Here is a 21,370-nt window from a genome sequence, read left to right as displayed (position 1 = left end):
TCCTGCGTAGGTCCCGCAGTCGCCGATGGTCCTCAGCCTCGAGGGGCCCCTAGGGGAGAGTCCGGCTTTCCGATCAACCGATCGGGTGATGCGTGGGTGGGAGTCGAGGTTCGGGTCAGAAGGCGGGGCGCTCGGGGTCCAGGGTGGCCAGGCCCTCCGTCGGGGACGACGGCTCGGCGAAGTGGCGGAAGGGGATCCGCCCGGCCAGCCGGGCCAGCCGCCCCGCCTCCACCCCGGCCCGCATGGCGGACGCCATCCGTTCGGGATCCTGTGCCCGGGTCACCGCCGACGCCAGCATCACCCCCGCACAGCCCAGCTCCATCGCCAGCGCCACATCGGACGCCGTACCGGCCCCCGCGTCCAGAATCACCGGCACGCGCGCGTGCTCGACGATCAGCCGGAAGTTGTGCGGGTTGCGGATCCCGAGCCCCGACCCGATCGGCGACCCGAGCGGCATCACCGCGGCGCATCCGACGTCCTCCAGCTTCCGGGCCAGCACCGGATCGTCGTTGGTGTACGGCAGCACCGTGAACCCGTCGTCGACCAGCGTCTCCGCCGCGTCGAGGAGCTCGATCGGGTCGGGGAGCAAGGTCCGCTCGTCGGCGATGACCTCCAGCTTGACCATCGAGGTCCCCAGCGCCTCCCGGGCCAGCCGGGCCGTCAGCACGGCCTCGCCGGCGGTGAAGCACCCCGCCGTGTTCGGCAGCACCCGGATCCCCAGCCGTTCGAGGACCGAAAGCACGGACCCCCGTACGCCCGGATCCACCCGCCGCATCGCGACCGTCGTCAGCTCGGTCCCGGAGGCGACCAGAGCCCGCTCCAGCACCTCCAGGCTGGGCGCACCCCCGGTCCCCATGATCAGCCGGGAGGAGAGGGCCGTACCTCCGAGCAGGAACGGATCGTCGGCCATGGCTCAGCCTCCCTGTACGGCGGTCAGGACTTCCACGCGGTCGCCCTCGGCGAGCGCCGTCCCCGGCCACTCCCCGCGCGGTACGACGGTCTCGTTGACCGCGGCGGCCACCCCGGACGGCGCGACCGTCAGGGACTTCACGAGGGTGTCGAGAGCGGTGCCCGGGGTGATCTCCCGGCGCTCCCCGTTGACGGAGATGTTCATGCGGTCTGCTCCAGGAGTACGCCGGGGACGGGGCCGAAACGCCTCGGGGTGAACGGGCGGGCCTCTTCCGGCAGCTCACCGCCGGTCAGCAGCTCCGCCATCACGTCTCCCGTGACCGGCGTGAGCAGCACTCCGTTGCGGTGGTGCCCGGTGGCCAGCAGCAGTCCGTCGAGGCGGGTCGGCCCGAGCAGCGGCGCGTTGTCGGGGGAGCCGGGGCGCAGCCCGGCCCGGGTCTCGGTCAGCGGCAGCTCGGTGATGCCGGGCACCAGCTCGTGCGCGTCGCGCAGCAGCTCGTACACGCCCCCCGCCGTGACCGTCGTGTCCCAGCCCAGCTCCTCGCTGGTCGCCCCCACCACCAGCTCGCCGTTCTCCCGGGGCACCAGGTAGAGATGGCCACCGCGCACCACGGCCCGCACGGTCCGGCTGAGGAACGGCGCGTACGGTGCGGGCACGGTCAGCCGCAGCACCTGCCCCTTCACGGGCCGCACCGGCGGCAGCACCTCGTCCGGCACCCCCGCCAGCCGCCCGCTCAGGCTGCCGCCGGCGAGCACGACCCGGTCCGCGGCCAGCAGGTCCGCCGCGCGCGTGACGACACCGGCCGCCCGCTCCCGTACCACCTCCAGACGCTCGGCCCAGTCGCGGTGGAAGACCACCCCGGCCCGCTCGCACGCCGCCACCAGCGCGGCCGCCAGCCGGCGCGGGTCGATCTGATGGTCGCCGTCGACCCGCAGCCCGCCGCGCACGCCCGGCGCGAGCATCGGCTCCAGGCGCCGGCACTCCCGCCCGGACAGCCATTCGGAGTCCAGCCCCGACTGCTGCTGGAGGGCGTGCAGCTCGCGCAGGTGCGCCCGGTCGTCGGCGTCCAGCGCGACCGCGAGCGTGCCGCAGCGCCGGTAGCCGAGGTCGTGGCCGGTCAGCTCGGTGAGCTCGGCGGCGAAGTCGGGATAGCGGCGGGCGGAGGCAAGGTTGAGCCCCAGCAGGGTCTGCTCGCCGTAGTGCAGTTCGGTGACCGCGGCCAGCATTCCCGCCGCGACCTGCGCGGCCCCGCCGCCGGGCTCGGGGTCGACCACGGCGGTGGCGAGCCCGCGCTGCGCGGACCGCCAGGCCGTCACCAGGCCGATGATCCCGCCCCCGATGACGAGGACGTCGGACGTATGTGCGGACATGGGCGTCCAGCCCCTCCCTTCGCCGGCATGACCCGGATCAGGTTCGTACGGTCGGAGGCCGCCAGCCTCCCTCTCAGCCCGGTGCGTCCGGGCTCCCGCGTGTGCTTACCGGCCACCCTAGCCCGCGGGGCTCCGCCCTTGTAAGACGGCCTGCCCCGGCGGTGTGGAACAGGTCACCCAGCACGCCCGCTGACTGACTCTTTGTCAGTTGTCTATGGTTCTTGTCTATGGTGATCAGGTGAGCGAGCAGACGCAGCGACCGAGCACGTCACAGAGGCGACGCGTGGTCGTCGTGGGCGCGGGCATGGCCGGGGTGCAGACCGCCGTGGCCCTGCGCGAGCGGGGATTCACCGACACCGTCACGCTGATCGGCGCCGAGCCGCACCAGCCGTACGACCGGCCGCCGCTCTCCAAGGCGGTGCTGCTCGGCAAGTCCGAGGGCTCAGCCTTCGAGGTCGACTTCGAGGCGCTCGGCATCGAGCTGGCGCTGGGCCGTGAGGCCCTCGGCGTGCGCCCCGCCGACCGTGAGCTGGACACCGAGGCCGGACCGGTGCCGTACGACGTCCTGGTGCTGGCCACCGGTGCCGAGCCGATCACGCTGCCCGGCACCGAGGGCGTGCCCGGCGTCCATCTGCTGCGCACTCTGGACGACGCCGAGCGGCTGCGGCCCGTGCTCGCCCGGCAGCACGACATCGTGGTGGTCGGCGCGGGCTGGATCGGCGCCGAGTTCGCCACCGCGGCCCGGCAGGCCGGCTGCGCGGTGACCGTCGTGGAAGCCGCCGACCGCCCGCTCGCGGGAGCGCTCCCGGCCGAGGTGGCCGCGCCGATGGCCGGCTGGTACGCCGACAGCGGCGCCGAACTGCGCACGCACGCGCGCGTGGCGCGGGTCGAACCCGGCACGGTGGTGCTCGACGACGGCTCACGGGTGCCCGCGGGCGCCGTCGTGGTCGGCATCGGCGCCCGCCCCGCCACCGCCTGGCTGGCCGGCTCCGGCATCGAACTGGGCGCGCACGGGGACGTGCTCGCCGACGACCGGCTGCGCACCGGCGTCCCGGACGTCTACGCGGTCGGCGACTGCGCCTCCTTCCCGTCCGGCCGCTACGGCGAGCGCCTGCTGGTCCACCACTGGGACAACGCCCTCCAGGGCCCGCGCACGGTGGCCGCCAACATCCTCGGCGAGTCCGACGCGATCTACGACCCGGTGCCGTACTTCTGGTCGGAACAGTTCGGCCGCTTCGTGCAGTACGCCGGCCACCACGCCGCCGCCGACCGCATGGTCTGGCGAGGCGACCCGTCCGGCCCCGCCTGGACGGTGTGCTGGCTCCGCGAGGGCCGCCTGGTCGCCCTGTTGGCGGTGGGCCGCCCGCGTGACCTGGCCCAGGGGCGGCGCCTGATCGAGGCGGGACGTCACATGGACCCGGAGGCCCTGTCGGACCCCGCCCGCCCCTTGAAGAACGCGACTGCGGCGCCGCTTTAGGGGCGCGGGGCTGTGACAGGTGCGGATCCGCCGCGTGGGCGCGACCAGCCACGACGAACCCGCAGCCGATCACTGACCCATCCTGGCGCTTCCCTATCGCGACCCACCCGCCGGAACGCCTACCCTTGTTTCCGTGACCGAGATTGACGCAAAGATCGATGCTCTCGTCCCCGCCTGGCTCACCGTCCCCGACATCGCAGAGATGCTGGACGTCGATGTGACGCGCGTGCGGCAGCTGGTCAAGGATGGCCAGCTCATCGCCGTTCGCCGTGGTGAGAACCGCGCGCTGCACGTCCCCGCCGCCTTCATCGACGGGGACAAGGTCGTCAAGGGCCTGTCCGGAACCTTGACGCTCCTGCGGGACGACGGCTTCACGGACGAAGAGATGCTGGAGTGGCTCTTCACGCCCGACGAGACCCTGCCCGGCACCCCCGCGCAGGCGCTCAGCGAGAATCGTGGCACGGAGGTGAAGCGCCGCGCCCAGGCGCTCGCCGTCTGAGGCAGCCAGTTACCGACACAACGGGGGACACACCGATGACCGACACCGCCCGCGCCCAGCTGGCCGACGCCCGGCTGTACCTGTGCACGGACGCCCGTAAGGAGCAGGGCGACCTCGCCGGGTTCCTGGACGCGGTCCTGGCGGGCGGTGTCGACATCGTGCAGCTGCGCGACAAGGGCATGGAGGCCGCCGAGGAGCTGGAGCACCTCGCCGTGTTCGCCGACGCCTGCGCCCGGCACGGCAAGCTGCTCGCGGTCAACGACCGCGCGGACGTCGCCCACGCGGCCGGCGCCGACGTGCTCCACCTGGGCCAGGGCGACCTGCCGGTCCCGGCCGCCCGGGCGATCCTCGGCCCGGACGTCCTGATCGGCCGCTCCACGCACGCCGACTCCGAGGCCGCCGCGGCCGCCGTCCAGGACGGTGTGGACTACTTCTGCACCGGTCCCTGCTGGCCCACCCCCACCAAGCCCGGCCGCCCCGCTCCCGGCCTCGACCTGGTGCGGTACACCGCCGCCCTGGGCACGGACCGCCCCTGGTTCGCCATCGGCGGCGTCGACCTGGGCAACCTCGACCAGGTGCTGGACGCGGGCGCCCGCCGGGTGGTCGTGGTCCGCGCGCTCACCGAGGCCGACGACCCGGGCGCCGCGGCGGCCGAGTTCGCGAAGCGACTGCGGTCGGCGTAACTCCTCGGCCGTGCCCGCTCCGGCCGGCGCGGCTCTTCGGCAGAGCGTCCGGAAACTTGTCCAGTATCCGGACGTGAGGCCGACAATCCGGGCAAATCTCCCGAGTTCGGTTGGGTGTCCGTCCGCCCCTGGCTAACCTGCGAGTATGGCCCTCGGAACCGCATCCACCAGGACTGACCGCGCACGCACCGTGCGTGACATGCTCGCCTCCGGCAAGACCACGTACTCGTTCGAGTTCTCGGCGCCGAAAACCCCCAAGGGTGAGCGGAACCTGTGGAGCGCGCTCCGGCGGGTCGAGGCGGTCGCCCCCGACTTCGTCTCCGTGACCTACGGTGCCGGCGGCTCCACCCGGGCGGGCACCGTCAGGGAGACCCAGCAGATCGTCGCCGACACCACGCTCACCCCGGTCGCCCACCTCACCGCGGTCGACCATTCCCTGGCCGAACTGCGCAACATCATCGGCCAGTACGCGGACGCCGGGATCCGCAACATGCTCGCGGTGCGCGGCGACCCGCCCGGCGACCCGATGGGGGAGTGGGTGGCGCACCCGCGGGGCCTGACCTACGCGGCCGAACTCGTGCGGCTCATCAAGGAGTCCGGTGACTTCTGCGTGGGTGTGGCCGCCTTCCCGGAGATGCACCCGCGCTCCGGCGACTGGGACACCGACGTCCGGCACTTCGTCGACAAGTGCCGCGCCGGCGCCGACTACGCCATCACGCAGATGTTCTTCCAGCCCGAGTCCTACCTTCGCCTTCGCGACCGGGTCGGCGCGGCCGGCTGCGAGACCCCGGTGATTCCGGAAATCCTGCCCGTCACCAGCGTGAAGATGCTGGAACGGCTGCCCGAACTCAGCAACGCGGCCTTCCCGGACGCCCTGAAAGAGCGGATCCTCACAGCCAAAGACGATCCGGCGGCGGTACGCTCCATCGGTATCGAGTTCGCCACGGAGTTCTGCGCACGGCTGCTGGCCGAAGGCGTCCCCGGACTGCACTTCATCACGCTCAACAGCTCCACGGCGACGCTGGAGATCCACGAGAACCTGGGCCTGCACCATCCCCCGCGGGCCTAGACCGGCCGCACCGGAGTACGACACACTGCGTAGCGGTTACTGGGAGAGGGGCGTACATGGGCTGGACGGTCCTCTACGTAGCGTTCGGCATCGTCGCGCTGTGGTTGCTGGGCGAGGTACTGCTGCAGTACAAGGCGCGGCTGCGCTGGCGGCTGCTCGCCTTCGTCGGCTTCCTCGGAGTCGTGTTCGGTGTCCTGATTCCCTCGGTGATCGTCATCGGGCTGGGCGCGATCGCGTTCGCGGTCGGCCAGACCTACGTCACGCTCTCGTTCCGCCGTGGCTTCGAGTCCGGCTGGGCGGTCAAGCGCCCCGGCGCCGACGGTGAGGGCGGCCTGACCAAGCGCCGCCGCGGCGAGCCGGACGAGGACCCGGGCCTGGAAACCACCGACCCGGACGCGGCCGACGCCGCCTACGCCGACCAGCAGACCGCCTACGCCACCGGCGGTAACCCGGCCTACGGCGACGACTACGACCGGGACGACGTCTTCTCCCCGGGCCGCACCGCCGAGCCCACGGCCACCGAGTCCACGGCGGTGTACGAGCCGCAGCCGATGCCGGACGACACCGGCTCCTACGGCATATACAACGAGTCCGGCTACGCCACCACCGGCGACCCCGCCTACGCGACCGCCGGCCAGGACCAGGCGTACGCCGCCCAGGGCACCGACCAGAACTACGCCTACGACTACTCCGGCTACGGCCAGCAGCAGTACGGCTACGACGCCAACGGCCAGCAGCAGTACGCCAACTACTCCGACCCGTACATCGGCAACCAGACCTACGGCGGCGCCGGGTACGACCAGTCGTACGGCACCCAGCAGTACGACCAGCAGGGCTACGCCCAGGACCAGTACGGCAACGGCGGTTACGGCGAGACCCCGGCGGGCGGTGTCTGGGTCCCCCAGCAGCGCGCCGACGAGACCTACGGCGGCGAACTCCCGCAGGAGCAGCCGTACCCCTACCAGGGCGACGGGCAGGGCCAGCAGCAGGGCCAGCACGGCACCGGGTACGACGAGCAGTACCGTTTCTGAAGCTGCTGTTCCGCGCGGCGCGGGCCGCGCCTCACTGCGAGCCGCGGAACTCCGGCCCCTCCACGATCAGCCCGGCCACCAGCGCCCCGGACATACCGGTGTGGGCAAGCCCGCCGCCGGGGTGCGACCAGCCGCCGACCCGGTACAGGCCCGGCAGCCGGGTGGTGTTGGCCGGGTGCAGGAAACGGCCCTTTCCGGCGGCCAGGGCGGGCGCTGAGATCTCCCCGAACCCCCCGGTCCCCGTGACCTGTTCCGGCAGCAGCGTCTCGTGCCAGATCAGGCGCTCCCGCAACCCCGGGACGGCGGCCTCGGCGGCTTCCAGGAGGAAGTCCGTACACACCCGGGCCATGTCGGCCCTCTCCCAGCCCGCATCGGTCGACAGCACCGCCGACAGCACCACGGACTCGTGGTCGTCGTCCGGCCTCAGTGCCGGGTCGTCGGGGCGCAGCACCGTCACGGTGGGGCGCACCGGACGGTCGCCGCCGGGAGAGGCCAGCAGATCCAGCTCGGTCTCGTCGTCCGGGGCGTGCACGATCGTGCGGTGCGCGGCACCGGCCTCGGGCCCGCCCCGCAGCGCGAGCAGCACGGTGAAGCGGCCCGGGCGCGCCGCCTTCGTGTCGGCCCGCACATCGTCCTCGGCGTCCAGGTGGCACCCCGTCAGCCGCGTGAGGGCGTCGAGCCGCACCGGATCCACTCCGGCCACCACATGGTCCGCGTCGATCACAGCGCCCCCGGCAAGCTCCAGCCCCGCCGCCCGGCCGTCCTTCGCCAGTACCGCGGTGACCTCCGCGCCGAACACGAACTCGACCCGCCGCTGTACGCACCGCTCGTACACCGCCCGCGCCAACTCCCGTATGCCGCCACGCACATACCAGGTGCCGAAGGCGTGCTCCAGATACGGCAGCACCGCCGCGCTCGCCGGGGTGTCGCGGGGGTTGAGGCCATGGGCGAGCGCGTGGCTGTTCAGGAGGGCGGCGAGCCGCTCGTCGCCCAGCTCCCAGGCGCCGATCTCGGCGAGCGTGCCGGCCCGGCGGGTGCGCAGCAGCTTCTTGTGCGGCACGGACGGATAGGGCTCGCGCTCGGCCAGCACCTGCCAGTTCGGCCACAGCGGCTCCTCCAGCAGCGGACGCCGGGTGCGGTCCCAGGCCTCCCGGGCCCGCACCAGGAAGTCGCCCCAGCGCTGTCCGGCGCCCGCCCCGAGCGCCTCGTCCAGGGCGGTGACGACGCCCGCGCGGGACGCGTTCGGCAGCGCGACCTCGGTGCCGTCCGCGAAGACGTGCCGGGCCGAGGGGTCGACCTGGACCAGCTCCACCCGGTCCTCAAGCGGCTCCTTGCCGGTCTTGACGAACAGGTCGCGGTAGACGGCGGGCAGCGGCAGCAGCCCCGGGCCGGTGTCGAAGGCGAACCCGTCGCGCTCGAACCGGCGCACCCCGCCGCCGTACGTCTCCGAGCGCTCGTACACCGTCACCCGGTGGCCCGCGACGGCCAGCCGCGCGGCCGCCGCCATGGCGCCCATCCCGGCGCCGATCACCGCAATCCGTCCCATGCCCGCGACTTTATCGACCGCCACTGACAGCCCGGCTCGGCGGCCCGTCAGTCCGGTGGTCCGCCCACCTGGGTCGCGAGCCGGCGTTCCTCCCGGCGCTGGGCGCGGCGGCGCCAGAAGCGGCGGATCCGGGAGATCAGGAACACCAGCACGATCAGACCGGTGGCCAGCAGTACCGCCGCGATGATCGCCGCCGCCAGCGGGTGGAACATCGCGAACGACACGATCGCGCCGACCCCGAGATCCTCCGCGAAGCTCAGCACGATGTTGCTGAACGGCTCCGGCGAGGTGTTGACCGCCATCCGGGTCCCGGCCTTGACCGTGTGGCTGGCCAGCGCCGTCGAGCCCCCGATCAGCCCGGCCGCCACGTCCGACAGGGAGCCGCTGTGCCCGGCGAGCAGCGCCCCGACCCAGGCGCCCGCCACCGGGCGGACCACCGTGTGCACGGAGTCCCACACCGAGTCGACGTACGGGATCTTGTCGGCGACCGCCTCGCACAGGAACAGCACGCCCGCGACGATCAGCACCTCGGGGCGCTGCAGCGTCTCGGGGACGTCGTCGCTCAGGCCCGTCGCGCCGAAGAAGCCGAGCAGCAGCACCACCGCGTACGCGTTGATTCCGCTGGCCCAGCCGCTGGTGAAGACCAAGGGGAGTACCGACACGGACGCGATCGTAACCAGTCGGCGCCCGCGCGTCCTGGGCCTGAGCACGCAGAGCTGAGTACGCGTACCTAGGGAGTGAGTTGAGTACGCGCGCGGATGGGCCGCGACCTGCGTGAACGAGAGAGTGGAGGCACGGAAAGGGGCGCCAGGTCCGGTACCGCCGACACGGGGCGGCGGAACGGCGCAGGCGCCCTCGACCGCTCCTTCCGCCGATCCGTCGGCGGAAGCGAGACACGGGGGAGAGGGGACCCGGGGGAAACAACGGGAAACCGGGGGAAACACGGGGGTGTACGGAAGGCGCCGGTCCGACGGTGGCCCGCGGGGGACGCGGCCACGGCGGGCCGGCGCTTTCGTCCGCCCACGCGCGCGGGCGGCTTTCTCGCGGCCACGCGCGCGTGCCGGTCCCGGAAGGGCTCAGCCCTTCCCGCTCACCCGCCCCTGCAACAGCCGGGACAGCGCCGAGTGGACGTCGTCCAGGGAGCGCTCCGGCTGGAAGGACTTCCAGTCCAGCGCGGCCACCAGCACCATGCCGACCAGCGCGGCAGCCGTCAGCTGGATGTCGATCTCGTCGCTGAACTCGCCGTTCTCGACGCCCTCGCGCAGCACGCCCTCGACGACCGCGACCGCCTGCTGCCGGACCACCATCAGCGTCGACTGCCAGGCCCGGTTGGTGCGCCACAGCTCGGCCACGTAGAGCTGGGTGAAGGCCGGGTAGCGGTCGATGAAGACCAGGCCCGCGCGGATCATGGCGTCCAGGGCGTCGACCCGGCTGCCGCCCTCCCGCGCGGTCCGCTCGGCGGCCTCCTTCAAGGAGGCGGTGAGCAGGCCCACGCCGTGCCGCAGCAGCTCCTCGAAGAGGACCGACTTGCTCGCGAAGTTGTAGTAGACCGTGCCCTTCGCGACCCCGGCACGCTCGGCGATCTCGTCCACGGTGGTGGCGGAGAAGCCCTGCTCGGCGATGAGGGTGACGGCCGCCTCGTAGAGCTTCTGCCGGGTGGCTTCACGGCGCGTGCTGCCGCCCGTGGTGCTGCTGCTTTCCATGGTCCTGATTCTCACAGGAACGGCGGCACCGGCGGGCACCGGAGGCGAGGACATGGATCTCCTCACAGGCTCAGCTCGGGGTGCAGCCGGTCCAGCGTCCACACCTGGCGGCGCCGGGCCGACAGGGCGGTGAGCGCGAGGGCGCCCGCCGTGAACGCCGTCAGGACGGCACAGGCCTGCCACACCGGTCCCAGCCCGCCGCCCGTGATCAGCCTCCGCAGGGCCGCCACGATGTAGCTCATCGGCAGGAACGGGTGGATCGCGTTGAAGAAGCCCGGGCTGGTCTGCACGGGATAGGTGCCGCCCGCCGAGGTCAGCTGGAGCATCAGGAGCGCCAGCACCAGGATCCGGCCGGCCGCCCCGAAGCGCGCGTTCAGCCACTGCACGATCGCCGCGAAGCACGCCGTCACCAGGAACAGGAACCCGACCGTCCCGGCCGCGCGGACCATCTCCAGACCGATCGCCCAGTGCAGTACGGCCATCAGGGCGGCCGTCTGCAGCACCCCGACCGCGACCACCGGCAGCCAGCCCGCCAGCGCGATCCGCCAGGCCGCCGAACCGGCCGCCAGGGCGCGCCGGTTGAGCGGCTGGATCAGCATGTAGGCCACCATCGCGCCGACCCACAGGGACAGCGGGATGAAGTACGGGGCGAACCCGGTGCCGTAGTTGGGCGCCTTGTGCAGGTCCCTGGAGGCGAGCTGGACCGGGTCGGCCATCACCTCGGTGCGCCGGTCGCGGTCCTGCTTGCCGTAGTCGGGGATCCGGGCGGCGCCGTCGTGCAGACCGCCGGCGAGCTTGCCGGAGCCGTCGACGAGCTTGTACATCCCGCCGTTGAGGTCGTAGGCGCCGGTCTCGAGCTTGCCGACGCCCGTGTCCAGGCCGGTCGCGCCGGTCAGGGCCGTGCCGAGGTCGGTGTGCAGCTTCTCGGCGCCCGCGGCGACCCGGGCCGCGCCGTCGTTCAGCTTGTTGATCTTCTTGACGGCGTCGGCGGCGTCCTCGGAGAGGTGCGGGGCCCGGTCGGCGAGGGCCTGGGCCTGCCGCTGGAGAGTGCCGAGGTTTCCGTCGAGTGTCTTCAGATCGCCGTGCTGGTCCGCGATCAGCGTGTTGAGGTCGTCGGCGACGGCGGCCACGTCGTCGGCCGCGTCCCTGGCCTTCTTCAGGTCGGGACAGACCGGGTCGGTCAGCAGCTCGGCCGAGCAGCGCGCCCGGTAGACGTCGTCCAGCGTGCCGGCGGCCGTGTGCGCGGCCTTCGCGGCCACGGGGGCCGCCTTCACCAGGACGCCCAGGTTGTCGCGGACGGTCCGCGCCGAGTCGGCGACCAGCCGCGCCGTGTCGCCGATGGTCTTCTCGTTGTCCTCGAGATACGGGCCGACCTTGCCGTAGACCCCGTTGACCTGGTCCGCGAGGGCCTGGGTGCCGTCCGCGACCTGCCGGGAACCGTCCTGGAGCGTCCCCGCGCCCGAGTCCAGCTTCCTGATCCCCTTGGCGAGCTTCCCGCTGCCGGTCTTGGCGTCCGTCAGCCCGTCGGCGAGGTCCTTCGACCCCTTCTCGGCCTTCCCGATGCCACCGGTGAGCGTGTCGGCGCCCTCGGCGGCCTGCACGGTCTGCCCGTGGATGTCGGCGAACGAGATGAAGATGCGGTCCAGGAAGGACCGGGAGGCCTTCGCGGACGCCGCCGAGCGCACCTCGTTGAAGACCGTGCGGGAGATCTGGCCGACGATGTAGTTGTTCGCGTCGTTCGTGCGGACCTGGAGCGCACCGGTCTCCGGGGAGTCACCGGCACTGGAGGCGATGCGCGAGCTGAAGTCGGCGGGCATGGTCAGCGACAGGTAGTAGGTGCCGTTCTCGACACCCCGGCGGGCCTCTGCCGCGCTCACCTGGTGCCACTCGAACGTCCTGCTGTCCCGCAGCCCGTCGACGATGTCGTCGCCCGCGGTGATCTTCCTGCCGCTTGCGCTCGCCCCCTTGTCGTCGTTCACGAGCGCCACCGGGATGCGGTCCAGCCGGCCGTACGGATCCCAGAACGACCACAGGTAGAGCGCGCCGTACAGCAGCGGCAGCACCAGCAGGGCCACCAGGGCCGCGCGGGGCAGCTTCCCCCGTCCGAAGCGCCTGAGCTCAAGCGCGGCCAGTCGTGGCGAGCGCATCGCCGGCCTCCTCCCCGGTTGCGGGGCCTTCCGGCATCCCGGTCTCCTCTTCCCGAACGGTCCCGGTGCGTACCACGACGGCCCCCGCCAGCGTCTCCCCGCAGACCGCCACCACGGTCGTGCCGGCCTCGGCGATCGACGCCAACAGCGTCCCCACCTGGGTCCGTTCGGCCGCCGACAGCTTCAGGTCCGCGTCGTCCACGGCGAGCAGCCGGGGCTTCCCGACCAGCGCCAGCGCCACCGACAGCCGCAGCGCCTCGATCCGCTCCAGATCCCGTACGGCGGTCCGGGGGCCCTTCGGCAGCGACTCCAGGTCGAGCCCGGCGGCGGCCAGGGCGTCGTCGATCAACTGCCGTGCCTGTGCGCCCTTCTCGGCCCGGGGCCGCAGCAGGGCGCGCAGCGAGTCGCCGAACCGGCGCTGCAGCAGGGCCCGTTCCCGCAGGTGCTCGCCGACGGTCAGGGCGGGTTCGAGGTCGGTGACCCCGGCGACGTTGGCCACCGCGCTGATCCGGCGCACGGCCGCCAACTGCTTGGGCAGCCGGGCCTCGCCGACGGTCGCGGCGCCCTCGGTGGCCCTCATCCGTCCGGTGAGGGCGAGCAGCAGACAGGTGCGGCCGGAGCCGGACGGCCCCTCCACCGCGATCAGCGCGCCGGGCCCAACGTCCAGGGAGATCCCCTGGAACGCCCAGCCGCGCGGGCCCTTGAGCCCGAGCCGCTCGGCCGTGACAGGTACGCCGTGCACAGGTCCCCCCGCCTTCCGAAGTGGTGTCCGCATCGGCTTCGTTTTTGAACTGACTGGTCAGTGCAAAAACTAACCCGAACTCGCGATCGAAGCAAAACCCCAGGTCGGAACGGATTGTCAGTGCCATACCGCACGATGGGCACATACGGCACCCCGGGTAAGGGAGCCGTCACCCAGACGACAGGAGGTTCGTCATGGCCAACTCCTCAGCGGCCGCCGCCCACCGGCGCCGCGCCACCGGCCCTGCCCCCTCACTGACCGGCCCGGCGAGCGACGTGCACCCCGTGATCCGCCGGGCCACTGCCCCGCCCGCCGCCCTCGACCTGCTCACCCAGGCCCGCGCCGCCCTCGACGAGGCCGAACTCCTCGACACCGCCAACGAGCGCTATGCGACCGCCCATCTGGCCGCCCTGCGCACCGCGGCCGCCGTGCTCGCCGCCCGCGCCCGCCCCGAGACCTCGCCCCGGCGCCGGGCCCGCATCCGCAGCGCCTGGGAGGTGCTCCCCGAGGTGGCGCCCGAGCTCACCGAGTGGAGCGCCCTGTTCGCCTCCGGCGCCGGCCGCCGTGCCCGCGCCGAGGCGGGCATCCAGGGCGCGGCCGGCCGCCGCGACGCCGACGACCTGATACGGGACGTGGAGATGTTCCTCCGCATCGTCGAGCGGATGCTCATCCTCCAGCCGGTCCTGCCGCAGCCCCGCCGACAGGACGGGGAGCAGCCGGACGGCGCCCCGGACAGGGGGTTGCCCGACGCGGGCTGACCAGGACGGCGGACGCCCGGCGCGGGAGGACCGGGGGAAGGCGGCGGAGGCCATGGCTGGGCAGCGGAGGCAATAGGGTGGAGAGCGCCTGAAGCCTTCCCTCCTCCCGCACTCCGGGCCGGGGAGGCACCGAGTTCGCGCCGCCGGGCAACAGGCGGTGCCGCGCCGAGGAGTCAACTGCCGTGCCGGACCCCACACGACCCCGCGCTTCTCTCCGTACCGCCGTGGTCTGGGAGGTACTCCAGGACGCCCTCGACCGCCGGGTCAAGGCCACCGGCCGGGACGCGCTGGACGTCCTCGACACCGGCGGCGGCAGCGGCAACTTCGCCGTACCCCTCGCGCGCCTCGGCCACCGCGTCACCGTCGTCGACCCCAGCCCGAACGCGCTGTTCGCGCTGGAGCGCCGCGCCGCCGAGGCCGGCGTCGCCGACCGGGTCAAGGGCGTCCAGGGCGACGTCCTCGGCCTGTTCGACGTGGTCGAGCGCGGCAGCCACGACGTGGTGCTCTGCCACGGCGTCCTGGAGTACGTCGACGACCCGGCCGAGGGCGTGCGCAACACGGTGGCCGCGCTGCGAACCGAGGGCGTCCTCAGCCTGCTCGCCGCCGGACTCGGCGGGGCCGTGGTCGCGCGGGCCCTCGCCGGGCACTTCAAGGAGGCCCGGCAGGCACTCGACGACCCCGACGGCCGCTGGGGCAGCGGCGACCCCATGCCCCGCCGCTTCACCGCCGAGCAGCTCACCGGCCTGGTCGAGGGCGCGGGTCTGGCCGTCGCCGCCGTGCACGGCGTGCGGGTCTTCGCCGACCTCGTCCCCGGCGTCCTGGTGGACACCGAGCCCGGCGCTCTCGACGCGCTGCTCAAGCTGGAGGCCGCCGCGGCCGAGCTCCCGGCCTTCCACGCCGTCGCCACCCAGCTCCATGTCCTCGGCGAGACTCCGGGTGCGGCCGGGGCCTGAGATTCTCCTGAGACGAGCCCGCTGATCAGGGACTCGGCAGCGGATGGAGTACGCCACAGGCCCCCCGAACGAGGGGTTTGCGCCGTATGATCGAGGGAGACCGCTCGGCATGACGGGACGGCCGCTGGGGAATGGAAGCCTCAGCGAGCCGGAACGGCCATGGCGGATTCCGGTTGGCCAATTGGCCTAGAGGGGCGGGTTTCACGGGGGCGAATCCCTGCCTATCCTGAAGGGACCCCCCGGGTCGCCCCGGCGACTGCACGATGAGGAGGACGCCGTGCCGCTCTCGGAGCACGAGCAGCGAATGCTTGAGCAGATGGAGCGAGCGCTGTACGCCGAAGACCCCAAGTTCGCGACAGCGCTTGAGGGAAGCGGGCTGCGGTCGTACACCCGGCGACGGGTCTACCAGGCGATCGCGGGCTTCCTCGTCGGTATCGCGCTCCTCATGGCCGGAATGGTCGCCAAGGAGATCTGGGTCAGCGTGGTGGGCTTCCTCGTCATGCTGGGCTGCGCGGTCCTCGCCGTCACCGGCTGGCGCAAGGCTCCCAAGCCCGGCGAGCAGCCCGCGGGAGGCCAGCAGGCCCGCCGTCAGGTCCGGCCGAAGCGCTCCATGATGGACCGCATCGAGGAGCGCTGGCAGCGCCGCCGAGACGAGCAGGGCCACTAGGGATTTGCCGAACAGGCAGAACAGAGCACGGCTGAGGGGTGGCCACCCGGTGGGTGGTCACCCCAGAGCACGGCTGAGGGGTGGCCACCCGGTGGGTGGTCACCCCTCAGTCATGTCCGCCGAGCCCTGTGCCGGTCGGCGAGCCCGCTGCCGGTCAGTCGTGCCGGTCGGCGAGCCCGCTGCCGATCAGCTCTGCTGTCCCGACGGCTTGCGCAGGGCCGGCCGGGCCGCGGCCGCCCGCTCCCGCAGCCGTGCCCACCGGGCCGACGTCGCCCACAGCGCCCGCACGGCCGATCGCGGGGCGAACAGCGCCCTCAGCCGGGTGGGGACGCCGACCGTGCCGTCGAACGCGGCCGCCACCCGGCGGACGTCGTCCGAGAGGCCCGTCGTCAGCCGCGGCCGTGGCGCGTACAGCACCTGTTCGACCGCGTCCGCCACCCGGTGCACCGAGGCGGCGGCGACCGGGTCGAGGTGGCCCAGCCGGACGATCCGGGCGGCCGCGCCGCGCGGGCTCTGCGAGTCGTCCGGCGGGACGCCGAAGTCCCAGGCCGTGTCGATCAGTTCCTGCCAGACCGCCAGCGTGTGCGCCGCCACACCGTCGGGGGTACGGTCGTAGGCCCCGAGCCGGTTGGCACGCACCCGCTGCCGGTAGAGCATCGGCGACAGCGGGACCGCCAGCACGGCGAGTCCGGCGAGCGCCCACAGTGCCAGCTGCCACCACGGCGGCCCGCCGTCGCCCTGCTGCACCGCGCTCGCCGCCGACGGGCTCGCGCAGACGTCCTGCTTGCGCAGTTGGGCCGGGCAGCTCTCGCTCTCCGAGGCGGAGGCCGACGGGGCCGCCGAGGCGCCCTTGGAGGGCAGCGTCTCGTCCGGCGCCGAGGAGCCGGGGGTGTCCGAGACGGTGTACGACGGCGTCGTGCCTCGGGTCGGGGTCGGCTCGAACCGGGTCCAGCCCACGCCCTCGAAGTACAGTTCCGGCCAGGCGTGCGCGTCCTTCAGGCCCACCGAGACCGTGCCGTCGGCCTGCGGGGTGCCGGGCGCGAAGCCCACCGCGACCCGGGCCGGGATGCCCAGCGTCCGGGCCATCGCGGCCATCGCGAAGGAGAAGTGCACGCAGAAACCGCGCTTCTGCTTCAGGAAGTTCGCGATCGCGCCCTCGCCCCGGCCGACCTGCACCTGGGTGTCGTACTGGAAGCCGCCGTTCACCGCGAAGTAGTCCTGGAGCTTGACCGCCTCCTCGTAGTGGCTCGTCGAGCCCGAGGTGACCTCCCGGGCCGTCTGCGCCACCACCGACGGCAGCGAGGAGGGCAGCTTGGTGTACTCCTTCTTCATGGCCGCCGACGGCTCCGGCGCCGCGGCCAGCTGATCCGCCGTCGGCTGCACGTCCAGGCTGGTGACCTGGTAGGTCTCACCGCGGGTGTTCTGCCCGTGGTCGCCGACCAGGGTCATCCCGACGGGCTCGTAGCGCCAGGAGCCGGCGATCTTCACCCCGCTCGGCGGGTACGGCATCGGCAGCCAGTCCTGGGCGTACCAGTCGGCCGCCGAGATCGTGGTCCGCACCGTCGCCCGCTTGATGTCGCCGCCCAGCCCGACCGGGGTCGGGAAGGTACCCGGGACTCCGGTGATGTGCCGCTGGGCCGGCTTCCAGGTGGTGCCGTCGAAGTCGTCCAGGGAGACGATCCGCAGATACAGGTCGGAGACGTCGGCGGTGCTGGTCCGTACGGACAGCACCTGCCGGTCCTCGTCCACGTTGAGGCTGTCCCGGAGCGACACCAGCGGGTTGACCGCGGAGATCGTGCCGCCGTTCCCGTTGCCGACGCCGACGCCGTTCCCGGTGCCGTCCAGCAGGCCGCCCTGGATCGAGGGCATCACGAACGGCACGAACAGGGCGACGCTCAGCACCGCGAAGCCGATCCGGCGTCCGGTGCGCACCGGGGCCACCGCACCGTTCTCCGGGCCGCCCGGGGTGCGTGAGACCCCGCCGAACACCCGGCCCCACTGTGAGAGCCGGTCCCGGCCCTCGGCGAGCAGCAACAGCAGGTAGCCGGACGCCGCCACCAGGAACCAGAGCCAGTCGGTCGGTCCGTCGGACAGGCCCGCCGCCACCGAGTACAGGGCGAGCAGCGGCAGTCCGGCCGGGGCCGCGCTGCGGAAGGTCACCGCGAGGGTGTCCACGACCAGCCCGACGATCAGTACCCCGCCGATCACCATCAGCCGGATGCCGTCCGACAGCGGCGCGGGTATCGCATACCGGCTGACGTCGTCGGAGCCCTGCTGGAGCAGGTCGGCGAAGTACCGGAAGGTGTCCGGGCCGGGGATCAGCCCGGCGATCGCGTGGCCCCGGGCGAAGACCAGGGTCAGCATCAGCAGCGTGACCAGGGCCTGCGCGGCCACGGTCAGCGGCCGGGCCAGCGGCACCCGCCGCGCGGCCGCGCCCACGCCGGTCTGGATCGCCACCAGGAACGCCGCCTGGAACAGCCAGGTCGTCGGGGAGACCAGGGGCAGCAGGGAACAGGACGCCATCAGCGTCGCCGCCGCCGCGGTGAGGGCCAGCCGGGCCCGTCCGCTCATCACCGGGCCTCCCCGCCCGCCGCGGCCACCGAGAGGCGCTCCCGGTCGGCCTGCCGCCACAGCTCGGCCAGCGGGGCACCGCGCGCCACGCTGACCGCCGTCCAGCCGGTCTCGCGCAGCATCCGCAGCCGCTCCTCGTGCGCGTTGCCCGGCGCGGGCACGTCGGTGGGCTCGCGCACCCAGGTGTCCGGGTCCAGCACGAAGGCGACGGCACCGCCGCTGCGCCGGCGCATCTTGGTGGTCACCGCCGCCTGTTCCTCGTCGAGGTCGCCCAGGAAGGCGACGAGCAGCCCCTCGTTCCCGCCGCGCAGGACGTCGTAGGCCCGGGACAGGCCGGTGCCGTCCGAGTGGTCGACCACGGCCAGGGTGTCCATCAGCAGCCCGGCCGCGTCCGCCGAGTCCTGGCCGGAGCCCGCGAAACCGTCGGCCCCCTCACCGGGCACCGCGCTGCCGGTGTCCGTCAACAGCCGGACCGAGAAGCCGCGTTCGAGCATGTGGACCAGGACCGAGGCGGCGCCGGAGACCGCCCACTCGAACGCCGAGTCGGGGCCCGCGCCCTCGTAGGCGATGCCCCGGGTGTCCAGGAGTACCGTGCAGCGGGCACGCTGCGGCTGCTCCTCGCGGCGCACCATCAGCTCGCCGTAGCGGGCGGTGGAGCGCCAGTGCACCCGGCGCAGGTCGTCGCCGTACCGGTAGCCGCGCGGGATCACGTCGTCCTCGCCCGCCAGGGCCAGTGAACGCTGCCGCCCGTCGCCGTACCCCTTCGCCTCGCCGCTGAGCCGGATCGGTGACAGCGGCTCCACGCGCGGGATGACGGTCAGGGTGTCGAACGTCGAGAAGGACCGGGTCAGTTCGCACATCCCGAACGGGTCCGTCAGGCGCAGCTGTAGCGGGCCCAGCGGATAGCGGCCGCGCAGGTCGGAGCGGACCCGGTAGGAGACCTCCCGGCGGCCGCCCGGCTCGACCCGGTCCAGGACGAAGCGCGGGCGCGGGCCGAGGACGTAGGGCACCCGGTCCTGGAGCATCAGCAGGCCGGTGGGCAGCCGCGAGACGTTGTCCATCCGCAGGTGGACCCGGGCCTCGCTGCCGGCCGGCACCCGCGAGGGGGAGAGCCGGCGGCTGCCGGCCACCCGGTAGCGGGTGCGGTAGAGCACGGCCGCGCAGATCAGCGGGAGCACGGCGAGCAGCAGCCCGACCCGGCGCAGATCGCTCTGGCCGAGGACGTAGGCGCAGATCACCGCCGCGATGCCGGCCGCCAGGAAGGAGCGGCCGCGGGTGGTCAGCCCGGCCAGGGCCGTGCGGACGCCGCCCGACTCCTCGCGGTCGGCCTCCGCCGGGGCGCTCATCACAGACTCCGCGGGGGCTGCTGGGGATACGCCGGCACGCCCCGGCCCAGAGCGCCGAAGCCGTTCTGCTGGTGGGGGGCCGCGGGCACCGGGGTCTGCTGCAGGATCTCCTGGACGACCTGCTCCGCGGTGCGCCGGTTGAGCTGGGCCTGGGCGGTGGGCAGCAGCCGGTGCGCCAGGACCGCCACGGCGAGTGCCTGTACGTCGTCCGGGAGCGCGTACTCCCGGCCGCTCAGGGCTGCGGACGCCTTCGCCGCGCGCAGCAGGTGCAGCGTCGCGCGCGGGGAGGCGCCGAGTCTGAGGTCGGGGTGGGTACGGGTGGCGGAGACCAGGTCCACCGCGTACCGCCGGACCGTCTCGGCGACATGGACGCCCCGCACGGTCTCGACGAGCTTCACGATGTCGTGCGCGTGCGCCACCGGCTGGAGGTCGTCCAGAGGGTTCGCCCCGCCGTGGATGTCGAGCATCTGCAACTCGGCCTCCACGCTGGGGTAGCCGACCGAGACGCGGGCCATGAAGCGGTCGCGCTGGGCCTCCGGCAGCGGGTAGGTGCCCTCCATCTCGACCGGGTTCTGGGTGGCCACCACCATGAACGGGCTGGGCAGTTCATAGGTCTGCCCGTCGATGGTGACCTGCCGCTCCTCCATCGACTCCAGCAGCGCGGACTGGGTCTTGGGCGAGGCGCGGTTGATCTCGTCGCCGATCACGATCTGGGCGAAGATGGCGCCCGGTTTGAACTCGAAGTCCCGGCGCTGCTGGTCCCAGATGGACACGCCGGTGATGTCCGACGGCAGCAGGTCGGGCGTGAACTGGATGCGTCGCACCGAACAGTCGATGGACCGCGCAAGCGCCTTCGCCAGCATCGTCTTGCCGACACCCGGGACGTCCTCGATCAGAAGATGTCCCTCGGCCAGCAGCACGGTCAGCGAAAGCCGTACGACCTCCGGCTTGCCCTCGATCACACCCTCAACCGAACTGCGGACCCGCTCCACAGTGGCGGTCAGATCAGTAAGGCTCGCTCGATCGTCATAGGTCGTCACCCGGCCCTCCTCGGCCCCTTATTGCCGGGCCGGCGCTCTGTCAGCGGAACCGGCCCACCCCGAAACACGGACACCGCGCGTGAATAGTTCCGCGCGACGTCCCACACCGCATTCTTGCTGCCGTTACCGATTCGTGTCACTCGCCTGTGGACAACTGCCCGCACTATGTCGGTCTTACGGCCTTTCAGTCGTGTATTCGACAGCGTCCTGACAGGGTACGGCGGCGGTTTTCGGGGCGGGCGGTCCGTCGGAGCCGGTGGGCTCAGGCGGGGTCGACCTCACGGAGCAGGCCGGTGCGGACGTCGAAGACGAAGCCGCGTACGTCGTCGGTGTGCTGCAGGAACGGCGAGGTGCGCACCCGCTGCATGGACTGCCGTACGTCCTGGTCGACGTCCCGGAAGGACTCCACCGCCCAGGCCGGGCGCTGGCCGACCTCCATCTCCAGCTCGGTGCGGAAGTCCTCGGTGAGGGCCTCCAGGCCGCAGCCGGTGTGGTGGATGAGGACCACGCTGCGGGTGCCGAGCTTGCGCTGGCTGATGGTGAGGGAGCGGATCACGTCGTCGGTGACCACACCGCCCGCGTTGCGGATGGTGTGACAGTCGCCGAGCTGCAGGCCGAGCGCCTTGTGCAGGTCGATACGGGCGTCCATACAGGACACCACGGCCACGTGCAGCACGGGCCGGGCGTCCATACCGGGGTCGGTGAAGGCTGCCGCGTACGTACGGTTGGCGTCGACCAGGCGATCCGTCACGGTGCCGCCGTCGGTTATGGCGCCTTCGGATCCAGTGGGAGCTGCTGCGGAAGTCGTCATAGACACGACGGTACTGGTCACCGGCGTTCAGAGCCTGCTGTGAGAGG

General features: G+C 72.8%; 20 protein-coding genes and 1 riboswitch. Of the genes, 8 read left to right on the top strand and 12 right to left on the bottom strand.

From position 1 onward, the window contains the following. Positions 1–115: 115 nt before the first annotated feature. The 3 genes from ACWGJB_RS12870 to thiO all read right to left on the bottom strand — a co-directional run bounded on the left by ACWGJB_RS12870 (position 116) and on the right by thiO (position 2,280). Positions 116–910 (bottom strand): thiazole synthase, encoded by a 795-nt coding sequence (locus ACWGJB_RS12870; protein WP_453380209.1) that lies wholly within the window; start codon positions 908–910, stop codon positions 116–118. 3 nt (positions 911–913) lie between these two features. Beyond that, positions 914–1,114: a sulfur carrier protein ThiS gene (thiS, locus tag ACWGJB_RS12865; protein WP_360482358.1), complete on the bottom strand. Its 201-nt coding sequence runs from the start codon at positions 1,112–1,114 to the stop codon at positions 914–916. Further along, positions 1,111–2,280 carry a glycine oxidase ThiO gene (gene thiO / locus ACWGJB_RS12860; RefSeq protein ID WP_453380208.1) on the bottom strand — a complete coding sequence of 390 codons (1,170 nt, stop codon included), beginning with the start codon at positions 2,278–2,280 and terminating at the stop codon, positions 1,111–1,113. The genes thiS and thiO overlap by 4 nt, the downstream gene beginning before the upstream one ends. After that, a riboswitch (TPP riboswitch) is annotated at positions 2,278–2,389 on the bottom strand. It overlaps the preceding gene by 3 nt. 129 nt (positions 2,390–2,518) lie before the next feature. Here thiO and ACWGJB_RS12855 point away from each other — a divergent pair. The 5 genes from ACWGJB_RS12855 to ACWGJB_RS12835 all read left to right on the top strand — a co-directional run bounded on the left by ACWGJB_RS12855 (position 2,519) and on the right by ACWGJB_RS12835 (position 7,039). After that, positions 2,519–3,757: an NAD(P)/FAD-dependent oxidoreductase gene (locus ACWGJB_RS12855; protein ID WP_453380207.1), complete on the top strand. Its 1,239-nt coding sequence runs from the start codon at positions 2,519–2,521 to the stop codon at positions 3,755–3,757. 133 nt (positions 3,758–3,890) lie between these two features. Then, positions 3,891–4,256 carry an Rv2175c family DNA-binding protein gene (locus ACWGJB_RS12850; protein WP_453380206.1) on the top strand — a complete coding sequence of 122 codons (366 nt, stop codon included), beginning with the start codon at positions 3,891–3,893 and terminating at the stop codon, positions 4,254–4,256. Positions 4,257–4,291: 35 nt separating this feature from the next. After that, the gene (gene thiE, locus ACWGJB_RS12845) at positions 4,292–4,939 is read left to right on the top strand and encodes a thiamine phosphate synthase (RefSeq protein WP_453380205.1); all 648 of its coding nucleotides are present in this window, start codon (positions 4,292–4,294) and stop codon (positions 4,937–4,939) included. A gap of 145 nt (positions 4,940–5,084) precedes the next feature. After that, the gene (metF, locus tag ACWGJB_RS12840; protein WP_453380204.1) at positions 5,085–6,008 is read left to right on the top strand and encodes a methylenetetrahydrofolate reductase [NAD(P)H]; all 924 of its coding nucleotides are present in this window, start codon (positions 5,085–5,087) and stop codon (positions 6,006–6,008) included. A gap of 56 nt (positions 6,009–6,064) precedes the next feature. Further along, positions 6,065–7,039: an SCO2102 family sporulation regulator gene (locus ACWGJB_RS12835; protein ID WP_453380203.1), complete on the top strand. Its 975-nt coding sequence runs from the start codon at positions 6,065–6,067 to the stop codon at positions 7,037–7,039. Positions 7,040–7,070: 31 nt separating this feature from the next. Here ACWGJB_RS12835 and ACWGJB_RS12830 read toward each other — a convergent pair whose 3' ends face one another. The 5 genes from ACWGJB_RS12830 to ACWGJB_RS12810 all read right to left on the bottom strand — a co-directional run bounded on the left by ACWGJB_RS12830 (position 7,071) and on the right by ACWGJB_RS12810 (position 13,210). Further along, positions 7,071–8,585 carry a phytoene desaturase family protein gene (locus ACWGJB_RS12830; protein WP_453380202.1) on the bottom strand — a complete coding sequence of 505 codons (1,515 nt, stop codon included), beginning with the start codon at positions 8,583–8,585 and terminating at the stop codon, positions 7,071–7,073. A gap of 47 nt (positions 8,586–8,632) precedes the next feature. Then, positions 8,633–9,247: a DUF4126 domain-containing protein gene (locus ACWGJB_RS12825; RefSeq protein ID WP_453380201.1), complete on the bottom strand. Its 615-nt coding sequence runs from the start codon at positions 9,245–9,247 to the stop codon at positions 8,633–8,635. 414 nt (positions 9,248–9,661) lie between these two features. Then, positions 9,662–10,288 carry a TetR/AcrR family transcriptional regulator gene (locus tag ACWGJB_RS12820; RefSeq protein WP_453380200.1) on the bottom strand — a complete coding sequence of 209 codons (627 nt, stop codon included), beginning with the start codon at positions 10,286–10,288 and terminating at the stop codon, positions 9,662–9,664. Between the two features lie 62 nt (positions 10,289–10,350). Next, positions 10,351–12,435: a YhgE/Pip family protein gene (locus ACWGJB_RS12815; RefSeq protein ID WP_453380199.1), complete on the bottom strand. Its 2,085-nt coding sequence runs from the start codon at positions 12,433–12,435 to the stop codon at positions 10,351–10,353. Next, a complete protein-coding gene (locus ACWGJB_RS12810) occupies positions 12,407–13,210 on the bottom strand; it encodes an ATP-binding cassette domain-containing protein (RefSeq protein WP_453380198.1) in 804 nt (267 codons plus the stop codon). Before ACWGJB_RS12810 ends, ACWGJB_RS12815 begins: the two co-directional genes overlap by 29 nt. Positions 13,211–13,371: 161 nt before the next feature. Here ACWGJB_RS12810 and ACWGJB_RS12805 point away from each other — a divergent pair, with 161 nt between their 5' ends. The 3 genes from ACWGJB_RS12805 (at position 13,372) to ACWGJB_RS12795 (ending at position 15,555) form a co-directional block, all read left to right on the top strand. After that, positions 13,372–13,935, top strand: coding sequence for an SAV_6107 family HEPN domain-containing protein (locus ACWGJB_RS12805; protein WP_453380197.1), 564 nt, complete (start codon positions 13,372–13,374; stop codon positions 13,933–13,935). 182 nt (positions 13,936–14,117) lie between these two features. After that, positions 14,118–14,888, top strand: coding sequence for a methyltransferase (locus tag ACWGJB_RS12800; protein WP_453380196.1), 771 nt, complete (start codon positions 14,118–14,120; stop codon positions 14,886–14,888). Between the two features lie 277 nt (positions 14,889–15,165). Beyond that, positions 15,166–15,555, top strand: coding sequence for a DUF3040 domain-containing protein (locus ACWGJB_RS12795; protein ID WP_360482316.1), 390 nt, complete (start codon positions 15,166–15,168; stop codon positions 15,553–15,555). A 186-nt stretch (positions 15,556–15,741) separates the two neighbouring features. On the opposite strand, the gene ACWGJB_RS12790 is transcribed toward ACWGJB_RS12795, so the two are convergent. The 4 genes from ACWGJB_RS12790 to ACWGJB_RS12775 form a co-directional block, all read right to left on the bottom strand. Beyond that, positions 15,742–18,126, bottom strand: a complete 2,385-nt coding sequence (locus ACWGJB_RS12790) for a transglutaminase TgpA family protein (protein ID WP_453380195.1) — start codon at positions 18,124–18,126, stop codon at positions 15,742–15,744. Beyond that, on the bottom strand, positions 18,126–19,472 hold the full coding sequence (locus ACWGJB_RS12785) for a DUF58 domain-containing protein (RefSeq protein ID WP_453380194.1): 1,347 nt from the start codon (positions 19,470–19,472) through the stop codon (positions 18,126–18,128). The genes ACWGJB_RS12790 and ACWGJB_RS12785 overlap by 1 nt, the downstream gene beginning before the upstream one ends. Further along, on the bottom strand, positions 19,472–20,512 hold the full coding sequence (locus ACWGJB_RS12780; protein WP_453380193.1) for an AAA family ATPase: 1,041 nt from the start codon (positions 20,510–20,512) through the stop codon (positions 19,472–19,474). The genes ACWGJB_RS12785 and ACWGJB_RS12780 overlap by 1 nt, the downstream gene beginning before the upstream one ends. A gap of 262 nt (positions 20,513–20,774) precedes the next feature. Continuing rightward, positions 20,775–21,323: a beta-class carbonic anhydrase gene (locus ACWGJB_RS12775; protein ID WP_453380192.1), complete on the bottom strand. Its 549-nt coding sequence runs from the start codon at positions 21,321–21,323 to the stop codon at positions 20,775–20,777. Positions 21,324–21,370: the final 47 nt, after the last annotated feature.

It is taken from the genome of Streptomyces sp. NPDC054813 (genome assembly GCF_053611365.1).
This window is presented reverse-complemented; position numbering and strand designations above follow the sequence as displayed.

Excerpts from the sequence above, each read along its gene's own strand:
- metF (WP_453380204.1), top strand. The coding sequence starts at position 5,085 with ATGGCCCTCGGAACCGCATCCACCAGGACTGACCGCGCACGCACCGTG.
- ACWGJB_RS12785 (WP_453380194.1), bottom strand. The coding sequence starts at position 19,472 with ATGAGCGCCCCGGCGGAGGCCGACCGCGAGGAGTCGGGCGGCGTCCGC.
- ACWGJB_RS12775 (WP_453380192.1), bottom strand. The coding sequence starts at position 21,323 with ATGACGACTTCCGCAGCAGCTCCCACTGGATCCGAAGGCGCCATAACC.
- ACWGJB_RS12870 (WP_453380209.1), bottom strand. The coding sequence starts at position 910 with ATGGCCGACGATCCGTTCCTGCTCGGAGGTACGGCCCTCTCCTCCCGG.
- ACWGJB_RS12820 (WP_453380200.1), bottom strand. The coding sequence starts at position 10,288 with ATGGAAAGCAGCAGCACCACGGGCGGCAGCACGCGCCGTGAAGCCACC.
- ACWGJB_RS12805 (WP_453380197.1), top strand. The coding sequence starts at position 13,372 with ATGGCCAACTCCTCAGCGGCCGCCGCCCACCGGCGCCGCGCCACCGGC.
- thiO (WP_453380208.1), bottom strand. The coding sequence starts at position 2,280 with ATGTCCGCACATACGTCCGACGTCCTCGTCATCGGGGGCGGGATCATC.
- thiE (WP_453380205.1), top strand. The coding sequence starts at position 4,292 with ATGACCGACACCGCCCGCGCCCAGCTGGCCGACGCCCGGCTGTACCTG.
- ACWGJB_RS12810 (WP_453380198.1), bottom strand. The coding sequence starts at position 13,210 with ATGCGGACACCACTTCGGAAGGCGGGGGGACCTGTGCACGGCGTACCT.
- ACWGJB_RS12790 (WP_453380195.1), bottom strand. The coding sequence starts at position 18,126 with ATGAGCGGACGGGCCCGGCTGGCCCTCACCGCGGCGGCGGCGACGCTG.
- thiS (WP_360482358.1), bottom strand. The coding sequence starts at position 1,114 with ATGAACATCTCCGTCAACGGGGAGCGCCGGGAGATCACCCCGGGCACC.
- ACWGJB_RS12835 (WP_453380203.1), top strand. The coding sequence starts at position 6,065 with ATGGGCTGGACGGTCCTCTACGTAGCGTTCGGCATCGTCGCGCTGTGG.
- ACWGJB_RS12830 (WP_453380202.1), bottom strand. The coding sequence starts at position 8,585 with ATGGGACGGATTGCGGTGATCGGCGCCGGGATGGGCGCCATGGCGGCG.
- ACWGJB_RS12815 (WP_453380199.1), bottom strand. The coding sequence starts at position 12,435 with ATGCGCTCGCCACGACTGGCCGCGCTTGAGCTCAGGCGCTTCGGACGG.